The following is a 4,371-nucleotide window of genomic DNA, read 5'->3' on the forward strand; positions in this document are numbered from 1 at the left end:
AATCCATTAGAAAATTATTGACATATTCACTTTAGTTTGTTATATTGTGTATACACAATAGGCACAAAGTGAGAAGGAGTTGCATTATGTTAGCGATAGATGTTAAAAATTTAAATAAGCAATATAAAAATTTTCAATTAAAAGACGTTTCTTTTCAATTAAAAGAAGGATATATTATGGGATTTATCGGCGCCAATGGTGCAGGGAAAACAACCACATTAAAAGCAATTTTGAATATGATTCATATTGATGGCGGTGAGATTAGTATTTTGGGCAAGAGCTTTATTGAACACGAAATTGAATTGAAACAAGAAATTGGCCATGCATTTGGAGGCATAGATTATTATACGCGAAACAAAATTAAAAAGGTAACCGATGTTATTAAGAAGTTTTATAAAAATTGGAATGAAGAAACCTATTATAATTATCTTAAAAAATTCAAATTAGATGAAAACAAAAAAATAATTGAATTGTCAGCCGGAATGAGAGTAAAGTACAACTTGGCAATTGCTTTATCCCATGGATCAAAGCTTTTCATCCTTGATGAACCAACAAGTGGACTCGACCCAGTTGCAAGAGATAATCTGTTAGAAATTTTTCAGGAGTTGGTAGAAGATGGTGAAGTAAGCATTCTTTTTTCAACACATATTACATCTGATTTAGAAAAATGTGCGGATTATATTACCTATATCGATAACGGAAAAATCATCAATAGTTTGGAGAAAGAAGAATTTATAAACACATATCGTTTGCTGAGTGGTAAAGAAAGCCAACTTGACCAGGTGAAAGACCAATTAATTTCCTATAAAAAAAATTCTTTTGGCTTTACAGGATTGATCCATTCTAAAGATTTTGATCCATCTTCAGATATTAAGTCAGCCCTACCTAATCTTGAAGAGATTATGATATATGTTTCAAAAGAGGAGGATATGTATGTATAACTTACTAATGAAAGAATTAAAGCTGGGAGTAAGTCCTTTCTTTTATATATTACCCTTTTTGACAGGTGCTTTAATGCTGATTCCTGGCTGGTTATATTTTTTTGTACCTTTATACTTTTTATTTATAACCATACCTAATATGTTTGCAGGTTATAAAACTCAGAATGACTTAATGTTTTCAATTGTAATGCCTGTAACTAGAAAAGACATTGTAAAAGCCAGAGTGGCAATCATAGTAATCCTAGAATTATTGCATATTGTTATTGCAGTCATCTATGGCATGATTAGTACTCACTTATATCCGAATTTGACCTCCTTTTTCTTTGGACCAACAATAGGCTTTTGGGGACTTTGTTTTATCATGCTTGCTATCTTCAACATTATTTTTATACCTATGTTTTACAAAACAGCTTATAAATATGGTGCAGCAACGATTGCAGGTATTACAGGTGCTATGATTTTCGCTGCTGGAGCAGAATGGTTGGGAATAGTAAATTCTTTAGTATTTGACCTTTTTAAAGGTACTGGTGCTGATAATATGGCAACTCAAATAACAATTTTGATTGTAGGAATTGCTATATTTGCAATATTCAGCGTTGTTGCTTATAGTATTGCGATTAAACAATTTGAGAAAGTGGATATATGATGGACATAGCGATCTCAAACACATCTGAAAAACCAATTTATCAGCAACTTTTTGAGCAAATCAGCGCTCAAATTATAAAGGGAGACATAGAAAAAGGTTACAGCTTGCCACCAATAAGACGAGCAGCCAAAGAACTACGTGTTAGTATCATCACCGTAAAAAAAGCCTGGGAAGGACTCGAACGATGTGGTTTGATTTATACTGTAACAGGTAAAGGATGTTTTGTAGCTGAACACTCATCCGATGATATGCTTCAAAAACGTAACGAAATGATTCTGAAGCAAATGGTTGATGACACTTCATATTACAAATCCCTTGGCCTCACCATAGAAGAAGTTTTTGAGCTTATGAGGAAGGTTTATTGAGAAGGCATATTTTATTGTTTATTGGCATTATATTCACTTCCTTGGGATATTATATCGGTCTTAATGAAAATGTAAGTTTAAAATGGGTTAGGAAAAAGTATAAGAGATACAAATTTGAACAATATATTCGAAGAAAAATATAAGTTTCCTCTAGAAGTTTGTAATATAAGTAATAATATCCTCCTAAATCAAATAATTATAATTAGAGACTGTAATTATTTCATATATCGAACCAAATGAATAAAAGGAGTGTATTATGAAAAAACATTCATTAATAAAAGGGACTCTTATACTTGGATTAGTAGGATTATTTGATAAATTTTTAGGACTATTTTTTAGAATACCAATACAGGCACTTATAAAGGATGAGGGGATGGGATACTATCAGATGTCTTATCCTCTCTATATGGTTTTTGTAGCAATAGCGTTAGGCGTTATGGTAGCTATGTCGAAACTTATTGCTGAAATGAATGCTAAAAATGATAGAGAGGGAGTTCATCAGGTTTTAAGACAAACTCTTTTTGTTATGATTATATTAGGTGCAGCATTTAGTACATGTATGTTAATGTTTGCAAGACCCATTATAGCTTTATTAAAATGGAATCCTAAAGCATATTACTCTTTTTTGGCTATTTTTATGGCTCCAATCTTTGTTTCTATTATGTGTACTTTTAGGGGCTTCTTTCAAGGACTTCAGAATGTTGGGCCAACTGCTATATCACAATTAATAGAACAGGTGGGTAGAGTTGTGGCTGGAGTTTTGTTTGCATATTTATTATTTCCAAAGGGTATTGAGTATGCTGCAGGAGGAGCAGCTCTTGGAACACTTGTTGGTGCTATGATGGGAAGTATATATTTAGTTTCAGTTTATTTTAAAGTAAGAAAAGAGCAACCAATAAGAAAAAAGATTAAGCATAAAAATATTTTAGGAGCTTTAGGTAAAGCAGCATTTCCAATATCTATGGGTGCCGTAGTAGGGACTATTATGGCATTAATAGATTCTATTTTAGTGCCACAACAGCTTATAAAGGCAGGATTTTCACAATTGCAATCAGTTGAAATGTATGGACAATTGACTGGAAAAGTGTCCACCTTGATGACTGTACCTTTAGCACTTTCAATGGCATTGTGCGCATCTTTAGTACCAATAATTGCAGAAGCATTTTATTTAGGCAAACGAAAGGAACTCATTAAAAAGGTAGATATGGCTGTAAAATTATCTAATGTTATTGCATTACCATCTGCTTTAGGCATGTTTTTTATGGCTTATCCTATAATGAATTTAGTCTTTATGAAAGACGCATCAGGGTATCAAATTCTTAAATATATATCAATTTGTATACCTTTTATTATCTTAACACAAACAAGCACTGCAATACTCCAAAGTATAGGTAATTATATGAAACCTGTATATAATATGGCATTAGGTTGCATAGTAAAAGTTATAATAACCTATGTATTGGTTTCGTTTTCGTCTGTAAATATATATGGGGCAGTTATTGGAACTATTTTAGGATATATCACAAGTTGCTTATTAAATATGCACGAACTAAAGAAAAGTTTAAATATACAATTGAACATTGTTGATGCGTTTATAAAACCAGCAATTGCAGCTAGTATAATGATAGTTGTAGTTAAATTTAGTGATGCTATTGCATATAATTATACAATGAGTAGAGGATTGTCTTGCTTAATATCCATAATGATAGGCGTTGTAGTTTATTCAATATTTGTTTTGCTTCTTAGAATATTTGAATATCAAGAAATTAAAATGAGAATTTTTAAGCAAATCAAATAAAAATAAGAATGGCATTAGTTAAATGGAGTAATATAGATATAGGGTAGGCAGGCTAATATGACTGTCTATCCTATATCTATTTTTATGTTTAGTAAACATTATGTATCATATTATTGTTTTGCCTTTTTTACTATTCCAGCATATAAATATTCTAAGTACTCAGTATCAACTTCTTCATTTTTTAACATATCTATTCTAATTTTAGCCATATTTAAACCTTCATTTGCTTCCTCAAAATCCTTTTGCTTTATGCATGAACTTGAATATTTTAATAAATAATCAATTTTTATCACTACTTGTGCTAAATCTTCTTTATCCTGGTTTACTAGAGTAATCAATAATGAGTATATTTGTGGAGAAGCATTTGCTTTAGAATTATATAAGAGATCGTTATTTCTACTACTTTTTTTTGTCATATTAATACCTCGCTATATTTGTGTATCTCATATTTAACATTATATATTAATTTCTCAGTGAATAATAGAGCTACTTATTTATTGTAATATCTCTGAGCTTCATTATTTCAAACAAAAATTTAAAGGAAATTAGTTTTTTTTATTGAATATTGGTATTATAGTGAATTATATGAAAATAAAGATTGAATATATAATTCAATTGGAC

5 protein-coding genes are annotated in these 4,371 nt (G+C 30.5%); 4 read left to right on the plus strand and 1 reads right to left on the minus strand.

Annotated features, from left to right (window positions below; genetic code table 11):
- The first annotated feature begins 86 nt into the window (after nt 1-86).
- From JJE11_RS15460 to JJE11_RS15475, 4 genes are all read left to right on the plus strand, one after another.
- Nucleotides 87-941 carry an ABC transporter ATP-binding protein gene (locus JJE11_RS15460; RefSeq protein WP_291637211.1) on the plus strand — a complete coding sequence of 285 codons (855 nt, stop codon included), beginning with the start codon at nt 87-89 and terminating at the stop codon, nt 939-941.
- Complete coding sequence (locus JJE11_RS15465) at nt 934-1,587, plus strand: ABC-2 transporter permease (RefSeq protein ID WP_291637213.1); 654 nt, start codon at nt 934-936, stop codon at nt 1,585-1,587. Before JJE11_RS15460 ends, JJE11_RS15465 begins: the two co-directional genes overlap by 8 nt.
- On the plus strand, nt 1,584-1,952 hold the full coding sequence (locus JJE11_RS15470; protein WP_291637215.1) for a GntR family transcriptional regulator: 369 nt from the start codon (nt 1,584-1,586) through the stop codon (nt 1,950-1,952). The genes JJE11_RS15465 and JJE11_RS15470 overlap by 4 nt, the downstream gene beginning before the upstream one ends.
- 256 nt (nt 1,953-2,208) lie before the next feature.
- Nucleotides 2,209-3,750 (plus strand): polysaccharide biosynthesis protein, encoded by a 1,542-nt coding sequence (locus JJE11_RS15475; RefSeq protein WP_291637217.1) that lies wholly within the window; start codon nt 2,209-2,211, stop codon nt 3,748-3,750.
- A 110-nt stretch (nt 3,751-3,860) separates the two neighbouring features.
- Here JJE11_RS15475 and JJE11_RS15480 read toward each other — a convergent pair whose 3' ends face one another.
- A complete protein-coding gene (locus JJE11_RS15480; RefSeq protein ID WP_291637219.1) occupies nt 3,861-4,166 on the minus strand; it encodes a hypothetical protein in 306 nt (101 codons plus the stop codon).
- Between the last annotated feature and the right edge of the window lie 205 nt (nt 4,167-4,371).

The organism is Clostridium sp., assembly GCF_016650095.1.
In the GTDB taxonomy this organism is placed as follows: Bacteria; Bacillota; Clostridia; order Clostridiales; family Clostridiaceae; genus Clostridium_AD.

What these genes read in the sequence shown, in the direction of transcription:
- JJE11_RS15460 (WP_291637211.1), top strand. Translation starts at nt 87, where the DNA reads ATGTTAGCGATAGATGTTAAAAATTTAAATAAGCAATATAAAAATTTT.
- JJE11_RS15465 (WP_291637213.1), top strand. Translation starts at nt 934, where the DNA reads ATGTATAACTTACTAATGAAAGAATTAAAGCTGGGAGTAAGTCCTTTC.
- JJE11_RS15470 (WP_291637215.1), top strand. Translation starts at nt 1,584, where the DNA reads ATGATGGACATAGCGATCTCAAACACATCTGAAAAACCAATTTATCAG.
- JJE11_RS15475 (WP_291637217.1), top strand. Translation starts at nt 2,209, where the DNA reads ATGAAAAAACATTCATTAATAAAAGGGACTCTTATACTTGGATTAGTA.
- JJE11_RS15480 (WP_291637219.1), bottom strand. Translation starts at nt 4,166, where the DNA reads ATGACAAAAAAAAGTAGTAGAAATAACGATCTCTTATATAATTCTAAA.